Genomic DNA, 15,930 nt, shown 5'->3' with positions numbered 1-15,930 from the left:
CATTTTTATTAATTCTCAAGCAAAAAAAGAGAGGCCAAAACCTCTCTTTTTCTTTAAGTAAACTTTACTTTTTCTTGCGTTTCGCACGTTTCTTGGCTTGTTCAGCCGCAACCGCATCTAGTGCTTCTTTCAACTCTTCATCGGTAAAGGAGGTGATGTGATGCAGCATTTGCAGCTTCACTTCATCCAGTACCAGATCTGCATACTGCGCAACATTGGTCAGCTGCTCATCATAGACAATGGCATTGTCTTCGTTGGTACAAATATAGCCTTTTTGCGTCAGAACTTTGATAAAGCTTTGGAACAAGGCCTTGTCAAAGAATTCTGGCGAGTTGAATTCATACAGTACAGAAAGACGTTGCCCCACCAGATGACTCAGCTCTTCCACCTGACGGGTTGAAATATTGCCTGGGCCACGCTGGGTGATCAAAGCCAGTGTCATGTAATAGCGTTCCAGACTTTGGGTCACTGGAGCAGCCAGAACTTCAAGCTGGTGATGCGCTTCAGTATTCGGTGCTGGCGCTACCAGGTTTTCACCATCTGCACTGATCAGATTGGTTGCAAGTAAAGCATCGATATAAGCATCAACATGTTGCTGAATTTCGTCTTCTTTCCATTTCAGGAATAGCTCAGCTTTCAGGAATGGATAGAGTGTACTGCTAGCGTTGATCGCATCTTCACGGCGAATTATGCCATTGTGTTCTACCAGTGCCGCAATCAGGGACGGCAATACAAAGCTATGCACGATGTTATTACGGAAATAAGTCAGCAATACGGCCTGATTATCTTCAATGGCAATAATATCGCCCAGAACGTGTTTCACCCGTTTAATCAGCTTGAGCTTCATTGCATAGGCAATAATCTCTTTACCTGAAAGTGAGGTAATTTGCATACGCTCATCATAAGGTAAAGCCACCAGTAGATTACGGTAGGTATCCAGCTGCTTGATACAGATTTCTTCGTCCAGCGTATGTTTCGGTGTTGCCAATAAAATAAGTGACAGCAGTGAAACCGGATTCACCACGACTGCACGGTTGATATTTTCCAGAATGGCTTGGGCAGAACTGTTGACTGCGTCGGATACTGGCTGCGGAATCGGATCATCATTCTTTTCAATTTTGATATGTTCTGCACCATGCTGTTTCAGGATGTCATCCAGAAATACCGGTTCACCGAAGTTCAGATGGACCTTGCCAAAAATACGTTCAATTTTGCGCAAGGTTTTCAGGATGCCAAAAATAGATTCTGCTTCTTTCGGCTTGCCATTCATCTCACCGACATAAGTACCACCTTCCATCAGGCGTTCATAGCCGATATAAGTCGGAACGAAGACAATTGGCTTAGCTTTGCCACGTAAATGACCATGTACGGTCATCGCCAGCATGCCGGTTTTTGGTGGCAGCAGACGACCAGTACGTGAACGGCCACCTTCGATAAAGTATTCCAGTGGGGTATTACGCGACAGCACGCTATACAGATATTCTTTAAATACGGTGGTATAGAGTGCATTACCGCGGAAGGTACGACGGATAAAGAAAGCACCGCCACCCCGTAAGATCTGACCCACAAATGGCATGTTCAGGTTATCGCCTGCCGCAATATAAGGCACCATCAGACCACGACGATAAATCACATAAGACAATAATAAATAGTCGATATGACTGCGGTGACATGGCGTATAGACAATTTCATAATCTTTGGCCAGTTCACGCACGGTACTGAAATTATGTACTTCCACGCCGTCATAGAGCTGGGTCCATAAACGGGTCAGGGCTTTATCGGCGAAACGTACGGTAGAGTGAGAGTAGTCCGATACAATTTCATTCAGATAGCCAATCGCACGACGTTCTGCTTCCAGCATACTGATTTTGCTGCGGATGCTTTCATTACGAATAGCCGCCTGTACATCCGGAGATTTAATCAGGCCATGCATCACATTACGGCGGTCTGACAGGTCAGGGCCGAGGATCACTTCACGCTGTGCATCCAAATAGTCATTCAGACGGCTGACAATATAGGTCGCTGGCGCTGAATTTGGATAAGTTTCTTTGGCAAATTCCATGAGGGTGCGCAAAGATTGTGGCTCATGAAACTCTAGATAAGACTGGCGACCATGCAGACCGATATTGACCAGCTGTTTGACCCGGCTTGGCGTAGACCAGGTATCGGTAAATAAAAGCTTGAACCAAGAATCTTCTTTTTCAGGATCACGACCCCAAAGTACAGTCACCGGTACCAGTTCCACATCCAGTTCGGGATTTTTTTCTAGGACTTCAATCAGGCGTAACAGGCGTGGAGGAAAAGCATGTGGTGGTGAGCTAAGCAGATTATTCTCATCATGATGCTGCAGGAACAGCACCGAAGCCTTTTCCTTGCTGTCACCAATCTGTAGAGGGTCGAGCGCAGGCGGCATGTTTAAACGGCGAGTTTCCGCATCGACTACCAATGCATTACTGCGTGAATGATTCTGCAAGATATAGCAGACGATTTTCTGCTGCGCTGCCGGAGTCTGGTCAGCAGTAGGAGCTGTCACTTCACTTGGTACTTCCCCAAGAACATGCGGGGTGACCACAAGATCAAGTAGCTTACTTGAAAGCTTGCGATACATTTGACCAAAGCCACTCTTGGACATAGTTACTCCTAATTTTACTGACCAAAACTACAGAATTTCTGAGGGAATTTATTTTGATTGATTATAAAAACAAACAATATGTCATTTTCTGACAAATTCAATCGAAGTGGTTCAATTTTAGCGCGAAAGCAGATGTTTTTCCTAGTAAGTTGCAAGAGCAATTGACAGAACAGTCAATCAATCTTTAGAAGATTGCTTGGATTTTATGGCAGAATATTCAGAATAAATTGTATAGATTTATTTCTACACTTCTGGATCTTGCCAATATCACACAGGTTGCTTATGAATGCCTTAACACAGGAACTGGTCGAGCTGCTCAGTTTAGAAAAGTTAGAAGAAAATATTTTCCGGGGAATTAGCCGTAATCTGGTAGGCAAGCGCGTATTTGGTGGGCAGGTTCTGGGACAGGCTCTGCGTGCTGCGTCTTATACCACAGATCGTCCTGCGCATTCACTGCATGCCTATTTCCTGTTTGGTGGCGATGTCAATGCACCGATCATTTATGAAGTGGATCGTATCCGTGATGGAAAAAGCTTTGTCAGCCGTCAGGTTCGTGCCATTCAGCATGGCCGTACTATCTTCATGTGTATGGTTTCCTTTGCGCATCAGGAAGAAGGTCTGAACTATCAGATTTCAGAACCTGAGTATCCACCAGCAGAAAGCCTGAAAAATGAAGCAGAGCTCACCCGGCAGATTATTGAATTTATTCCGGAAAATGTGCGTGCTTCTTTCATGCGTGACCGTCATGTCGAAATTCGCCCTGTAATGCCAGTGAATCCATTCCAGCCGCAACCGGAAGCGCCAAATTATGCGCACTATATTCGTACTCATGGAAAGATTGCTGCAGAAGTGGATGAGATTTCCCTGCATCAGGCGATTGCTGCTTTCTATTCGGACTTTACCCTAATGACCACAGCGCTGCGTCCGCATGGTTTAAGTTATCTGTCTCCAAGCTTGCAATGTGCCAGTATTGATCATGCCATGTATTTCCATAAACCATTCCGGGTAGATGAATGGATGTTATACGACATGGATGCTACTCAAAGTGCCAGTTCACGTGGTCTGAACTTTGGCCGCATGTGGCAAAATGGTGAGCTGGTCTGCAGTACCACACAAGAAGGCCTGATCCGTTTACGTGAAATTGAAACCCAGTAAAGCATACTTTTAATTTAAATAAAGCCGGATCCCAGATCCGGCTTTATACATTTTTAAGCATGGCTCTTTATAAAAAATTACTCGATTCTCCAGCACTTGCATGGCATAGTGCCCTTAAGATCAATATTAAAAATGCATGTGAAATGAGCTTAAATACGCAGATTTTAATTGCCGCCGTATTGGGGGTACTGTTTGGATTTTTACTGACTTTATTTCCGCAAAGCACATTTTTTGATGTCGGCCTGTACGGGATTGGAATTGCCAGCAGCCTTTTTATTGGCCTGCTGAAAATGATTTTGATTCCCCTGATTTTTACCTCAATTGTGGTTGGGGTCTCTAATCTGCAGGCGGGGGGGCAGCTGAGTCGAACCTGGAAAATTACTTTGCTGTGCTGTGTGACCACCACCTCATTGGCACTGATTTTAGGGCTAACCTGTGCGCATCTGTTTAATGTGGGGAGAGGTGTGGATGTGGTGATGTTTCAGGATGCTATGGCTCAGCATCAGACTCCTGATACTTTAACGCCATCTTCTTTCTTTACTAATTTTATTCAGAATACCCTGATCAATCCCTTTAAGGCCTTTGCTGATGGCAATGTTTTGGCCGTTGTGATTTTTGCTCTGTTTATCGGTGTGGCGCTGGTCGCAGGTGGAGACAGCTTCCGTACTGTGCGTAAGCTGAGTCACCAGTTTTTTGACATCATGATGTTGATGATTGGCTGGATCATGAAACTGGCACCGATTGGGATTTTTGCATTACTCGCCAAGTTAATTGCCACTGAAGATATTTCAGTGCTGAGCCGTCTGGCCGAGTTTGCGGCAGTGGTGACAGGCACTACAATTTTCCACGGAATAGTGGTGTTGCCGTTATTGCTATGGATCTTCGGAAAAATGAATCCGCTGACCTTTTTTAAAGGCACCCGTAGTGCATTAATTACTGCCTTTGCCACCAGCTCCAGTTCGGCAACCATGCCGATTTCTTTAAAATGCGCGCAGGAGAACCTGGGCGTACGTCCGCAAACAGCCGGTTTTGTGATTCCTCTTGGCACGCAGCTGAATATGGATGGAACGGCACTTTATGAAGCTGCAGCAGCTTTGTTTATTGCCAATCTGATGGGGCTGGATTTAACCTTAGGTCAGCAGCTGGTGGTTTGTGCCACGGCAATGATTGCGTCATTAGGTGCACCGGGCATTCCAAGCGCCGGCATGGTCACCATGATCATGGTACTGCAATCAGTGGGTTTACCTGCTGAAGCGATTGCGATTCTACTTCCGATTGACCGTCTGCTGGATACCGTACGTACAGTAGTAAACGTGCAGGGCGATATGATGATTAGTGTGGTGGTAGATCGACATACCCGCGAGCCTGAAGTGCCGGTTTAATCTTTGTCTAATTCAGCTTTATCTAAGTCCGGATTCCAGACAATTTCCCAGAGATGACCATTGGGATCCTGAAAATAACCTGCATATCCGCCATAAAAAGTCGTGTGTGCAGGTTTAATAATTTTAGCGCCGGCACGTTCAGCCTGTGCCATTGCCTGGTCGACTTCTAAGGGACTATAGACATTATGCCCCAGAGTCATTTGCGTCGGACAGATTGGGCTTGGCTCCAGACCGGTATCTTGCTGGATACTACGCTGTGGCCATAAGGCAAGCTTAAGACCAGGTTGTAATTGAATAAAAGCCACCGCGCCATATTCAAACTCTTCACCCATAATTCCTTCACTGGGAAAACCCAGTCCATCACGGTAAAAGCGTAGTGAAGCTTCCAGATCGAGCACACCGAGGGTAATCACAGAAATCCGTGCTTGCATAAGTCCCTCCTGATTATGATTGTTATATTTCTATCTTAGGACAAATAAAAAGCAGGGAAGCGATCCCTGCTGTTAGAAATTGTAATAACAGGCAAGCTTAAGCGACTTTGAGAGTAGCGCGTTTGGCTGCCTGTGAATGGTTGAGATAATGCAGCGCATCATCGGTACTGCCTTCATGCACCGGATCATACCAAGGCATTAAATAACCGAGCTGTTGGGATACTAACCACAGCGGGTTAGGCAGAAGGCGGTTATCTGACTGGGAAATACGCAACCATTCTTTCCAGATCCAGGGTTTATATACGGCTGGCTTATACTGCTTGAAACGTGAATCCTGCGATAACAGATGTGCAGCACCATCCACCCAAAGGCCAATTACACCAATAATGACCACCACACTTAGATAATAACGGGCAATATAGCCGCCACCTAGGTGACGATATAAATCAAAAGCCACACTACGATGTTCAATTTCTTCAGCACCATGCCATTTCACCAGATCCAGCATATTCGGATCAGCACCCAGACGTTCCCATTCAGTATTGTAGAGTGCGTATTTACCCAGGACACAGGTCATGTGTTCTATCGTCGCAATGATACCGAGACGGAACAGATCCCATTGGTGTTCTAAGATTTTAGGAATTTTGAGACCGAATGGATGATCGGCTAGGAGCTTGTTAAATAGGAAATGCATGATGTGCAGATTGCGCTGGATATCAATCTGACGTTCAGATAAATATTCTTTATTGGCCGAATTATGCGCTTGGGCATGCATGGCTTCCTGACGGATAAATGCCTGCACATCATGCTTTAATTTTTCGTCAGTGATCTGGGGGAGGACTTTGTTATATAAACGGCAGAACCAGAGTTCACCCGCGGGCAGAATATTGTTAATTTCATTGACGAAGTAACTGGCAAAGGGCTGATCAGGAATCCAGTCGACTGGAGTGTCTTGCCATTCAAAGCTGACTTTGCGAGGCTGGATAAAATAGGAAATGGAAGAGCCAATTCTTGTTGTTTTGAAGCGCGAAAGTAAAGACATGGTGTGAATCCATCACTGCTTGATCAAGACAGTATGAAAAAAATATCCCGAATTGCGGCAGGCAATACGGGACATTCTTTTATCCGATGAAACACATTCGGCTTATTTTTGTGGATCCTGTTCGACAATCTTTGTTGGATCGGCTTCCACAGGTGCATCCAGATCATTCAGTTCACTGGCAGTGACTTCATGAGCGCTGTTGGTCTCATCTTCATCTTCTAATAATTCAATTGGTTCATCAGCTTCGTTTAAATCATGCATTGAAGCTTCAGGAATGCTGTCCAGATCAAATTCAGGTGCTTGATTCAAAGTGAAGTTCAAACGCCCGCCCATCACACTGGCCAGTTCTTCCAGACCTTGCTTGTTTAGAGAAGAAAACAGTTGAATCGAGAAATCCAGCTTCATCTTTTTCAGTTTGGCTTTCACTTCTTGTAGCGCTTTCGAAGCAGGGCCACGGTTCAGCTTGTCGGCTTTGGTCAGCAGCACATGTACGAATAATTTACGTGAATACGCCCATTCCAGCATCATCACATCAAAGTGTTGTAGCGGATGACGGATATCCATCAGCAACACCAGACCTTGCAGGCTCTTGCGGTGAATCAGATAGTTTTCCAGTTCTTTCTGCCAGACAATTTTCATGGCTTCTGGGACCGCTGCATAGCCATAACCCGGTAAATCGACCAGACGCTGATCCGGATTGCCAAGGCTAAAGAAGTTGATCATCTGGGTACGGCCTGGTTTTTTGGACGCACGGGCCAACTGTTTCTGATTGGTCAGGGCATTGATGGCACTCGATTTACCCGCATTGGAACGGCCAGCAAAAGCCACCTCATAACCGGTATCTTCTACACACAAGCTGAGCTTGGGTGCACTCATCAGGAACTCAGCTTTGCGTAACCAGTTGAGGGCTTGTACCGAATATTCAGTAATGGCTGGATCGACCTTTTTTTCATAGCTGATCTTTTGCTTTGGGGCATTTGATGCCTTACTGTTTTTCGACTTTCCTCTGCTGTGATGCATGGCTCAACTTCAATGACTAATTATACAAGAAGCTATTATAAAGGAAGTCGGGCGGGCAAGCGAACTTTAGAATTGCCCAATAGAATAAGGGTATTAGAGATTGATCAGGCTAATTGGTGACTGGATACTAAAATGTTCCTTGGTCGGTTCAACGACATCACCCAGAATATATTGATCGAGACTGGTGTAGAACTGCTCCACCGCCTGATCCAGAATGCCTTTTAATCCGCAATTGGTACGTAATACACAGGGTGGATCATTACATTCCACAATCTGGTTGTCACGTTGCAGAATACGCACAATCTGTCCTAGCTGAACTTTCAGGGCAGCCGGATTAAGACGGATTCCACCGCCTTTACCGCGAGAGGTAATGAGCCAGTCCTGTTTCGCCATAAAGTAGGCAATTTTCATGGCATGGTTCTGTGAAATCTGTAAGCGCTCCGCCAGCTCGGCAATCGTATAAGGCAGATCGCGGGGTTGTGCAACATACATCAGTATGCGCAGCGCATAGTCAGTAAATTTATTCAGTTGCATGATAATACTGATGTTTTTGATGAAAAAAATTAGGGTTAGTCTAGCATACCAGGCTAACCCTCTGTTTTTATTTTAAGCTGAAGAAGCAGTTAGTGGCGTACACCACCTGTGCCAAAGGCTTCGCTATGAATGTTCTCAGCAGGAATTCCGCGAGCGACAAGCGCCTTTTGCTGTTCAGCCATAAATGGCATTGGGCCACAGAGATAGTAGTCTGCATTGGCTGGTAATAATGCGCTATCTACAGTGCTTAAGTCCAGTCGACCGGCAACATCATAATCCTCGCCCAGTTTATCGCTTGGGTGCGGGAATTCATAAGCAGTCATTGTGCTTAAACGTGGATATTTGGCTTTCAGGTCATGAATATGCTGTTTCATCGCATGAACCTGTTTGCTACGGCAGGCATGGATGAAAGTCACAGGTTGTGGCATGTCCAGAGTCACCAGCTGGTTTAGCATGGCCACCATTGGAGTTAGACCTACACCGCCACTGATGAACACATTACGTTTATTCGGATCAATCAGGTAGAAGTTACCTGTCGGTGCAGAGACTTCAATTTCTGAACCTTCTGGCAGGCTATGTAAAGTATTCGATACCCAACCTGGAACCATGTCGCCTTTCTGGTCTTCACGTTTCACCGAGATACGCAGGTAGTCTGCTTGTGGGCAAGTCGACAGGGTATATTGGCGTGGTTGTCTCAGATTTAACTCAGGTACAAACACACGTACAGAGATATATTGGCCAGCTTCATATTTCGGTAATGGACCGCCGTCGACTGGAGCCAGGTAGAAAGAAGTGATTTCGTCACTTTCCACGACTTTCTTGGCAATCTTGAAGTTGCGCCAGCCTAACCAGCTGCCTTTAGTCTGTTCATGCTGGTCGTAAATCGCTTTTTCAGTTGCAATGAACAGATCCGCCAGTTGACCGTACGCTGCAGCCCAAGCATTAATCAATGGATCATCCATCGAAATGTTCAGCACTTCACTGATCGAATGCAACAGGTTTTCCCCAACAATACCGTAATCCGGTGCCTTAATGTTTAAGCTCACGTGTTTATGTGCGATCAGCTCAACCACGGGTAACAGCACAGATGGATCTTCGATATTTTCAGCATAAGCCAGAACCGCACCTGCCAAGGCTTGTGCTTGAGCTCCACTGCGTTGATGTCCCATGTTAAAGGTTTCTTTCAAATCAGGATTATTGCCTAGCATGCGGTTATAGAAATAACCGGTCAGGGCAACCCCATTTTCACGAAGTACAGGAACAGTGGCTTTTACAAGGTCAATTTGCTGTGGAGTCATAGCTGATCTCTCATGGCTGTTATTTATAAGATGTATTTAGAATACATCTTATAAAATGCTTTTACAATATAGTAAAAGCATAAAACCATAAAAAAATTATGGGATATAAAAATATCCCATAAAAATGATGTTTTCGATCGGAGAAAGGAAGGTTATTTGCGCCCGAAGAGGGAACCTAATAGACCACGCACAATTTTCTGTCCGGTACTACCACCAAGACTACGTGCTGCACTTTTGGCAAAGGTACCCACAATATCCTGAGTCAGTTTTTCACGTTGCTTGGCTGCACGCTCAGCTTCTTTTTGCTGTTCACGTGCCAAACGTTCCTGTTCCTTGGCTTGCTGTTTAGCCAGAGCTTCCTGTTCTTTGGCCTGTTGCTTGGCAAGTTCGGCGGCCTGAGCCTGCTGCTGAAGTTCCAGTACTTTTTGCTGCAGCATCTCATGCGCACTGTCACGGTCAACTTCCTGCTCATAAATACCAGCGACAATGCTTTGCTGCATCAGTGCTTTACGTTCTTCTGGTGTAATCGGGCTAAAAGAAGAATGTGGTGGCATGATCCAGCCACGTTCAACAATCTGTGGAGTCCCTTTTTCATCCAGACAGCTAATCAGCGCTTCACCTACAGCAAGTTCAGTAATCGCTTCCTGTACTTTAAATTCTGGATTGGCACGGAAAGTCTCTGCTGCGGTTTTCACTGCTTTTTGATCTTTGGGAGTGAAAGCCCGCAAAGCATGTTGAACCCGATTGCCGAGCTGGCCTAAGACACTTTCAGGTAAATCCAGTGGATTTTGCGTGACAAAATAAATCCCTACACCTTTCGAGCGAATTAGACGCACCACCTGCTCAATTTTTTCTTGCAGGGCAGGGCTGGCATTATCAAAGAGTAGGTGGGCTTCATCAAAGAAGAACACCAGTTTCGGTTTGTCCAGATCACCCACTTCTGGTAACTGTTCAAATAACTCTGACAGCATCCATAGCAGGAAAGTGGCGTACAACTTCGGTGTATTCATCAGCTTGTCGGCAGCCAGCAAATTGATATTGCCGCGGCCTTGGCTATCCGTTTGCAGGAAATCCATCAGGTCTAGTGCTGGCTCGCCAAAGAATTTATCCCCGCCTTGATCCGCAAGTGCCAATAAATTGCGTTGAATCGCACCGAGGCTGGCAGGCGATAGATTGCCATATTCCGCTTTAAAGTCTGCAGTATGTTCGCTGACATAACTCAGCATGGCTTTCAGGTCTTTAAAGTCGATCAGTAGCAGGCCCTGATCATCAGCAATCCGAAAGACGGCGGACAGTACTCCTTCTTGTGTGTCATTCAGGTTTAGGATACGGGCAAGGAGGAGTGGTCCAATTTCGGAAATCGTAGTACGGATCGGATGGCCTTGTTCACCAAACAGATCCCAGAATACGACCGGCGAAGCTTCAAAAGGAATTGAGTCAATATTCAGGCTTTTAATACGTTCATCAAACTTAGGATTACTTTCGCCTGGCTTGGCCAGGCTGGAAACATCTCCCTTGGCATCGGCAAGGAACACGGGTACACCAATGCGAGAAAAGCTTTCTGCCAAAACTTTTAAGGTTACCGTTTTGCCGGTTCCGGTCGCGCCGGCAATCAGTCCGTGACGGTTGGCAAGCTGTGAATGCAGCACAATATCTTGCGTGGTATCACTGGTTTTTTTAGCAATAATGATCGGTGTATTCATTAACTTGAAAACCTCTATATAAATTTTTGTCTTTTGGAATACTTAAATTTCCCTTATGCAGGGATTTGTGATTTAAGTCTCTTTTTTGGTTTATTGTGTTACATGTTAGGGTATTTTGACTTTATTGTTGAAATTGTATTCATTTTTTGTAATATTCACCATTCATTTTATTTTTAATAACATTATGAAAAATAAAATTTTAATTTAATAGCTTTTATTAAATAGTTTGAAAACGGTTAGAGGGTGTAAATGAAACTTAACAAACAATTATTAGCAATGTTAGTGGGAACATCTGTATTTTTAACGGCATGTGGTGGTGATTCAGATAGCTCAATATCTACAAAGCCTACTGATCCAGTTCCACCAGAACAGCCAGGCGAAACGCTTACTACTATTCAAGATGTTGCAACTGTAGTAAGTGAAAAGGCAAATATTGCAGTTTTTGGTGAAGTGAATCCTAAATATTTTACAGAGACAGCATTAACATCAGGTCGGACTGTTTTATTGTTAGATGATAATGTGACAAAAGCAGCTGGATTTGCTTCACAGGTTGATTTAACTGCTTCATCGGCACAGAATCAAGCGAAAGTGAGATCAGTTGTATTAAATCAAAATTTAGATGAATTTAGTAAATTCTATTTAGCTGCATTTACTAATGCTCTTATCCAGCAAAATGCAAAAGTCAATATTTTAACTAATCGTGTATCTACGAATGCTCAAGGTGAAGTGGTTAATGTAATCTTGGATATTGATTTTTCTAATGCCAATGAACTGACTAAAGTTCGTGACCTGTTGTTATCTGTATTAAATTCAAATTCATCTGTTACTACTCCTGTAGCCGTACAAGCAAGTGATAAAAAATTACGTCTCAATTTATCTTTTTGGCTTGCAAACCAATCAGGTTATATTTGGGGAAATACTTACGTAGCGAGTAATAGTGATCAAGTTAACCAAGTATATGGTGATTTGAATATTGCTAGTGCTTTAAGTAGCAATGCGGTTATTGAAGTGGCTACAGCAAAAGAAACTTTTACTCAAACAACACAATCTGCAAATGCGGTTGACATTTTATGGAATATTGATTCTTCAGGTTCAATGTCTGAAGAACAGCGTAACTTGGCTAATGGTGCTGCACAGTTCTTTAAATCATTGAATCAAGCAGGTGTAGATTATCGTTTAGCAGTGAATACGCAGGATGCGTATGCATGTAAGTCGCTTAGAACTTTAAAAGATAAAACGACTAATTTTATTGATAGAAATACACCAGATGCAGAGCAAGAGTGGGCTACCTTGGCTCAACCTGGAACTTATGATTCAGCTACTGAAACAGGTTTTTACTGCGTTCGTGAAGCAGATTTGACTGGTTTTGATCGTCCAAATGTGAAAAATTTAGTAGTGTTTGTTTCAGATGAGCCTGAAAATGAAACATATTGGCAGTACAGTCCTGTATATAGTAACTATACACGACGAGATTTTAATGATTATAAAAATTATTTCTTGTCTACAAACACTACCTACTTTTCGATTGTGGGTACATCTGATCATATCCGTCCAACTTTTGCAGATCCTACAACTTCTTGGAGTACATTAGGATTTGAATGTAATGGTCAAGGAGGATCTGCTGAAGGAGGAGGGCACTTTAAAGAGATTGCACGTTTGACTGGTGGGGCTTCTGCTTCAATTTGTGCTGATGCTACAAGCTGGAATGTGGTATTTGATGACATTATCCGTGTAGCAACTGGTCTTGCAAGTCAGTTTAGTTTAAAACAGGTACCAGTACCTTCAACTGTTAAGGTGACAGTAAATGGTCAGAATGTTGGGCGTGATACAACACATCGACAAGGCTTTGATCTAGTTTATAGTAATTCTGGAGTAAGCTTAGTATTTTATGGAACGGCTTTACCAAAAGCAGGAGAGACTGTTTCTGTAAGCTATGATTACTTTAAGTAAAGCGAAACGATAATGTAAAAAATTGGGCAATTTGCCCAATTTTTTTATGTCTATATTTAAGCTAAGACTTTTAAAGCCTGTTTAATATCCTGAATCAGATCTTCCGGATGTTCTAGCCCAATACAGAAACGGACCAGAAAACCCTCTTTCAAATGTGAATGTTCAAGCACACGCATTTCTTTTAAGTTATATAGCATGACCAGACTGACAGGACCACCCCAGCTAAAGCCAAGCTTAAACAGTTTTAAGCTGTCACAGAAATTGCGAATATCTTGCAACTTGTAGTTATTGTCAAAAATCACGCTGACCACTCCGGCACTGTGTCCTTGCTTGCAAATTTCTTTCCAGTTTTTATGGCCAGCATTGTCAGTATCAGCCGGATGTAAGACCTGAACAAATTCTGGTTGCTGTTTGAGCCAGTCTAATAAAGTTAAGCAGCTTTGTGATTGATGTTCATATCGGAGTTGCATCGATGCCAGACTTCGTTGTACCTGAGCGACATCATCACCTGATACTGAAATACCCTGAATGGCATGCGCACGGAACAACTTGTGGTGCAGTTCTTTATTGCGCGTAACCACTGAACCCATCAGGATATCACCGCCACCACTTGGATATTTAGTCAGGGCATGCACGGTCATATCGACACTTAAGTGTTCATTGCCAAAATCAAAAGCATTAAAGGCAAGACCTGCACCCCAGGTATTATCCAGCACAGTGAGAATGTTGTTAGCTTGAGCTTTCTTGACCAAGCGACTTAAATCGGGAAATTCTAAAGTCACGGAACCCGCCGCTTCAAGCCAAAGTAGTTTGGCTTTTTCCGAGGGCTGAAAAGTATCCGCATCTATCGCATTATAGACTTTGACCTGAATACCATAGCGGGTTTCCAGATTGCGTAGATGTTCCATGTTTGGACTATAGATATTATCTGCAACCCACACTTCATCGCCCTGGCTTAAAAAACAAGAATTCACGAGATTAATCGCGGATAAACCACTCGGTGCCAGCAAACAATATTGACCACCTTCGATCTGGGCAATGCTATCGCCTAAGGTAAATGTCGTCGGTGTACCATGCGTGCCATAGCTATAGTCATAGTCATCGGTCCAATGGCGATTAAATAGGGCATCGGTGTTGTTAAAGATAATGGTTGATGCACGAAACAGGGGAGGTTGAATACTGGAAATGTATTGCGGGGCCTTTCGTGGTGCATGAACCAGCGCTGTTTGAGGATTTTTTTTCACGTGAATGCTCTTAAATGTAATCAAATATTGCTTTAGCTTAAGAGAATCTCATTATTGCTGCCAGTTATGTTGTGAAATGTTGAAAAAATTGACATTGCTAAAAAGTTGGCTTCATTTTTGCAAAACCTAAAATCAGAGAGCTACAACAAAAGGTTTAGGCGCATGAAGTCGCAGTTAAAAGTACATTATTTTCAGCATATTGCTGGCGAGGGTTTTGGTAGTTGTATTGATTTTTTAAAGCAGCATCAGGCGCAAATTACTGCGACTGAATTCTTTGCTTTACCCGTCGATCGTCCACTCGATATAGAAGCTTTACCAGCAGTTGAAGAAGTTGATTTGCTGATCATCATGGGAGGCACCATGAGTGTCAATGATGAGGCAAATTATCCATGGCTCAAGATCGAAAAACGCTGGTTACGCCGTTATCTTTCTCAAGGCAAACCGGCGATTGGCCTATGTTTAGGTGGGCAGCTGATTGCCAATGCCTTGGGTGCGGCCGTCAGCCGTAACCAGGAGCAGGAGTTAGGCTGGACCACGGTACGCAAAGTCGCGCATGTACCCGAGGATTGTTTTATTTTACCTGAACAGTTTGAAATTATGCAGTGGCATAGTGAAACCTTTGAACTACCTAAAGGGGCAATTCATCTGGCAGAAAATGAAGCCTGTCGTAATCAGATGTATCAACTCGGCAAGAATGTCTTGGGGTTCCAGTTTCATCCGGAAATCACCCCGGAAACTTTAAAGCTGTTTTTGGAAAATGAAGAAGAAATTTCACAATTTTCTGGAAAATATGTACAGGACATACAACAACTGAAAAGAACAACCAAAAATAATTTTATCCAAGGAAATCAAATACTAAATCAAGCTATTCAGTATGTTTTGGAAAAAACAGCCTAGTGAGTAAAAAATAAACAATTGATTTCCCGAATAAATTGAAATACAGCAAGAAAAACCGTAAAAGGGATTTGCTTATGCAATAAACAATGGCTATAATAAGCGACCCTTCGAGAGGAAGGGGGTTAACTGCGAAGAAAGTAGTTAACTATCGTTACAGTCGTGGCATCGATCACGACCTTAGTGATATTTCACTGCTCTTGACACTTGCCTTAAAATAGTGGGGTGAGATGCGTCAAGAGTGATTCTTTATATATTTGGCTTGGAGTTAACTGGTATGTCTAACCAGAGAATTCGTATCCGTCTTAAGTCTTTTGATCACCGTCTTATTGATCAATCAGCTCAAGAAATCGTAGAAACAGCAAAACGTACTGGCGCACAAGTTTGTGGTCCAATTCCAATGCCTACACGCATTGAACGTTTTAACGTTTTAACATCACCACACGTTAACAAAGATGCGCGTGACCAATACGAGATCCGCACTTACAAACGTTTGATCGACATCGTTCAACCTACAGACAAAACTGTAGATGCATTGATGAAGTTAGATCTTGCAGCTGGTGTTGATGTTCAGATCGCATTGGGTTAAGGCTTTCGGGTTAATTAACGCTCTAAGTTAATTAGGCCGCTTTTTTAGAGGTTTAT

At 43.6% G+C, this 15,930-nt stretch carries 13 protein-coding genes; 5 read left to right on the top strand and 8 right to left on the bottom strand.

The genetic code is table 11. The features are described from left to right. Nucleotides 1–64: 64 nt before the first annotated feature. Nucleotides 65–2,632, bottom strand: coding sequence for a glycerol-3-phosphate 1-O-acyltransferase PlsB (gene plsB / locus FTU46_RS00440; RefSeq protein ID WP_180104124.1), 2,568 nt, complete (start codon nucleotides 2,630–2,632; stop codon nucleotides 65–67). 282 nt (nucleotides 2,633–2,914) lie between these two features. On the opposite strand from plsB, the gene FTU46_RS00435 reads away from it, so the two are divergent. Both FTU46_RS00435 and FTU46_RS00430 read left to right on the top strand, forming a co-directional pair. Beyond that, nucleotides 2,915–3,787 (top strand): acyl-CoA thioesterase II, encoded by an 873-nt coding sequence (locus FTU46_RS00435; protein WP_004786947.1) that lies wholly within the window; start codon nucleotides 2,915–2,917, stop codon nucleotides 3,785–3,787. A 143-nt stretch (nucleotides 3,788–3,930) separates the two neighbouring features. After that, nucleotides 3,931–5,169 carry a dicarboxylate/amino acid:cation symporter gene (locus FTU46_RS00430; protein ID WP_004786945.1) on the top strand — a complete coding sequence of 413 codons (1,239 nt, stop codon included), beginning with the start codon at nucleotides 3,931–3,933 and terminating at the stop codon, nucleotides 5,167–5,169. Here the strand turns inward: FTU46_RS00430 and FTU46_RS00425 are convergent. From FTU46_RS00425 to FTU46_RS00400, 6 genes are all read right to left on the bottom strand, one after another. Then, nucleotides 5,166–5,600: a VOC family protein gene (locus FTU46_RS00425; protein WP_179992769.1), complete on the bottom strand. Its 435-nt coding sequence runs from the start codon at nucleotides 5,598–5,600 to the stop codon at nucleotides 5,166–5,168. The two genes, FTU46_RS00430 and FTU46_RS00425, sit on opposite strands and share 4 nt — an antisense overlap. A 97-nt stretch (nucleotides 5,601–5,697) precedes the next feature. Further along, a complete protein-coding gene (locus FTU46_RS00420; protein WP_166135540.1) occupies nucleotides 5,698–6,642 on the bottom strand; it encodes a metal-dependent hydrolase in 945 nt (314 codons plus the stop codon). Nucleotides 6,643–6,744: 102 nt separating this feature from the next. Further along, nucleotides 6,745–7,662, bottom strand: coding sequence for a ribosome biogenesis GTP-binding protein YihA/YsxC (gene yihA, locus FTU46_RS00415; protein WP_166135543.1), 918 nt, complete (start codon nucleotides 7,660–7,662; stop codon nucleotides 6,745–6,747). Between the two features lie 93 nt (nucleotides 7,663–7,755). After that, a complete protein-coding gene (locus tag FTU46_RS00410) occupies nucleotides 7,756–8,196 on the bottom strand; it encodes an Rrf2 family transcriptional regulator (protein WP_004786937.1) in 441 nt (146 codons plus the stop codon). A gap of 89 nt (nucleotides 8,197–8,285) precedes the next feature. Continuing rightward, the gene (hmpA, locus tag FTU46_RS00405; protein ID WP_180104123.1) at nucleotides 8,286–9,494 is read right to left on the bottom strand and encodes an NO-inducible flavohemoprotein; all 1,209 of its coding nucleotides are present in this window, start codon (nucleotides 9,492–9,494) and stop codon (nucleotides 8,286–8,288) included. 152 nt (nucleotides 9,495–9,646) lie between these two features. Beyond that, nucleotides 9,647–11,197, bottom strand: coding sequence for a helicase HerA-like domain-containing protein (locus FTU46_RS00400; RefSeq protein WP_180104122.1), 1,551 nt, complete (start codon nucleotides 11,195–11,197; stop codon nucleotides 9,647–9,649). A gap of 249 nt (nucleotides 11,198–11,446) precedes the next feature. Here FTU46_RS00400 and FTU46_RS16650 point away from each other — a divergent pair, with 249 nt between their 5' ends. Next, nucleotides 11,447–13,147 (top strand): hypothetical protein, encoded by a 1,701-nt coding sequence (locus FTU46_RS16650; RefSeq protein WP_228154820.1) that lies wholly within the window; start codon nucleotides 11,447–11,449, stop codon nucleotides 13,145–13,147. Nucleotides 13,148–13,203: 56 nt separating this feature from the next. Here FTU46_RS16650 and FTU46_RS00390 read toward each other — a convergent pair whose 3' ends face one another. After that, a complete protein-coding gene (locus tag FTU46_RS00390; RefSeq protein ID WP_180104121.1) occupies nucleotides 13,204–14,391 on the bottom strand; it encodes a PLP-dependent transferase in 1,188 nt (395 codons plus the stop codon). 162 nt (nucleotides 14,392–14,553) lie between these two features. Here FTU46_RS00390 and FTU46_RS00385 point away from each other — a divergent pair, with 162 nt between their 5' ends. Together FTU46_RS00385 and rpsJ are read left to right on the top strand one after the other, a co-directional pair. Beyond that, entirely contained in the window at nucleotides 14,554–15,288 is a 735-nt protein-coding gene (locus FTU46_RS00385) for a type 1 glutamine amidotransferase (RefSeq protein ID WP_179992772.1), read from the top strand. Between the two features lie 274 nt (nucleotides 15,289–15,562). Continuing rightward, nucleotides 15,563–15,874, top strand: a complete 312-nt coding sequence (gene rpsJ, locus FTU46_RS00380) for a 30S ribosomal protein S10 (RefSeq protein WP_000070912.1) — start codon at nucleotides 15,563–15,565, stop codon at nucleotides 15,872–15,874. Nucleotides 15,875–15,930: the final 56 nt, after the last annotated feature.

The organism is Acinetobacter sp. YH12108 (assembly GCF_013419055.1).
Taxonomy (GTDB): domain Bacteria; phylum Pseudomonadota; class Gammaproteobacteria; order Pseudomonadales; family Moraxellaceae; genus Acinetobacter.
The sequence above is the reverse complement of the archived record's forward strand: the minus strand, read 5'-3'. Positions and strand labels throughout refer to the sequence as shown.

Excerpts from the sequence above, each read along its gene's own strand:
- plsB (WP_180104124.1), bottom strand. The coding sequence starts at position 2,632 with ATGTCCAAGAGTGGCTTTGGTCAAATGTATCGCAAGCTTTCAAGTAAG.
- FTU46_RS00435 (WP_004786947.1), top strand. The coding sequence starts at position 2,915 with ATGAATGCCTTAACACAGGAACTGGTCGAGCTGCTCAGTTTAGAAAAG.
- FTU46_RS00430 (WP_004786945.1), top strand. The coding sequence starts at position 3,931 with ATGAGCTTAAATACGCAGATTTTAATTGCCGCCGTATTGGGGGTACTG.
- FTU46_RS00425 (WP_179992769.1), bottom strand. The coding sequence starts at position 5,600 with ATGCAAGCACGGATTTCTGTGATTACCCTCGGTGTGCTCGATCTGGAA.
- FTU46_RS00420 (WP_166135540.1), bottom strand. The coding sequence starts at position 6,642 with ATGTCTTTACTTTCGCGCTTCAAAACAACAAGAATTGGCTCTTCCATT.
- yihA (WP_166135543.1), bottom strand. The coding sequence starts at position 7,662 with ATGCATCACAGCAGAGGAAAGTCGAAAAACAGTAAGGCATCAAATGCC.
- FTU46_RS00410 (WP_004786937.1), bottom strand. The coding sequence starts at position 8,196 with ATGCAACTGAATAAATTTACTGACTATGCGCTGCGCATACTGATGTAT.
- hmpA (WP_180104123.1), bottom strand. The coding sequence starts at position 9,494 with ATGACTCCACAGCAAATTGACCTTGTAAAAGCCACTGTTCCTGTACTT.
- FTU46_RS00400 (WP_180104122.1), bottom strand. The coding sequence starts at position 11,197 with ATGAATACACCGATCATTATTGCTAAAAAAACCAGTGATACCACGCAA.
- FTU46_RS16650 (WP_228154820.1), top strand. The coding sequence starts at position 11,447 with ATGAAACTTAACAAACAATTATTAGCAATGTTAGTGGGAACATCTGTA.
- FTU46_RS00385 (WP_179992772.1), top strand. The coding sequence starts at position 14,554 with ATGAAGTCGCAGTTAAAAGTACATTATTTTCAGCATATTGCTGGCGAG.
- rpsJ (WP_000070912.1), top strand. The coding sequence starts at position 15,563 with ATGTCTAACCAGAGAATTCGTATCCGTCTTAAGTCTTTTGATCACCGT.